The sequence below is a fragment of the Microtetraspora sp. AC03309 genome, assembly GCF_020826795.1.
GTDB classification, from domain to species: Bacteria; Actinomycetota; Actinomycetes; order Streptosporangiales; family Streptosporangiaceae; genus Microtetraspora; species Microtetraspora glauca.
This window is the reverse complement of sequence record NZ_JADDIL010000328.1, coordinates 1-661: the sequence shown is the minus strand read 5'-3', so window position 1 is coordinate 661 and position 661 is coordinate 1. Positions and strand designations below refer to the sequence as shown.

Genomic DNA, 661 nt, shown 5'->3' with positions numbered 1-661 from the left:
CGCCAGGTGCCGCCGCCGTCCTCGTCGGCAACGTCGGCGACCGGTGACGGTGCAGGCGCGTCGGCCTCGGCCGGCTCTACCACGAACTCGGGGTCACGACCGTTGAGCCGGACATGGACTGATCCCGGGGCGAGTTCTCGCGTGATCTGCTCGGCCGCCTCGGAAAGGGTTTCCAGAAGAGCCAGGCGCAGCGCGGATTCCAAGGGCGCAGTGAGCCGGTCGGCCAGTGCTTCGGCTTCAGGGCCACCGGCCGCGGCCGCGACGCCCAGCTCGTGCCGGACGGCGTCGACATACGGTTGCAGATCCATGATGTCATGGTGACATCATTTTGACGTCACAACAAGTGCCACATTGACAGCCAGGGACCCAAGCGTGGTCCGTGAGATCGCAGCGGCGACCGTATGCTGACGCCGATGAACTCAACCGAGGACGCTCGGGCGGTTCCTGTCACCGCCCGGACCGAGTACCTGACCAGCCGTCATCGGGTGACCGCCATCGTGTCCGGCACGGCTTTCCTATCCGGCCTGGCCGCCCTGGTGGCGCTCAACTACGCCGGAGTGTCAGGACTGCTCACCGCCGTCGTGGTGGCGTCACTGGTCACGATCGCACTGGGCGCGGTGTCCTATGGACGATTGGGCAAGCCGGGGGCGGTGCTGATCAC

Annotated in this window: 1 protein-coding gene and 1 pseudogene; one reads left to right on the top strand and one right to left on the bottom strand. The window is 67.0% G+C overall.

All coding sequences use genetic code 11. The features are described 5' to 3' along the window. Window positions 1-308, bottom strand: a pseudogene (locus IMZ11_RS43140) (hypothetical protein); the annotation flags it as partial. Between the two features lie 105 nt (window positions 309-413). On the opposite strand from IMZ11_RS43140, the gene IMZ11_RS43135 reads away from it, so the two are divergent. Continuing rightward, a partial coding sequence (locus IMZ11_RS43135; protein ID WP_228649426.1) for a hypothetical protein occupies window positions 414-661 on the top strand: 248 nt, incomplete at its 3' end.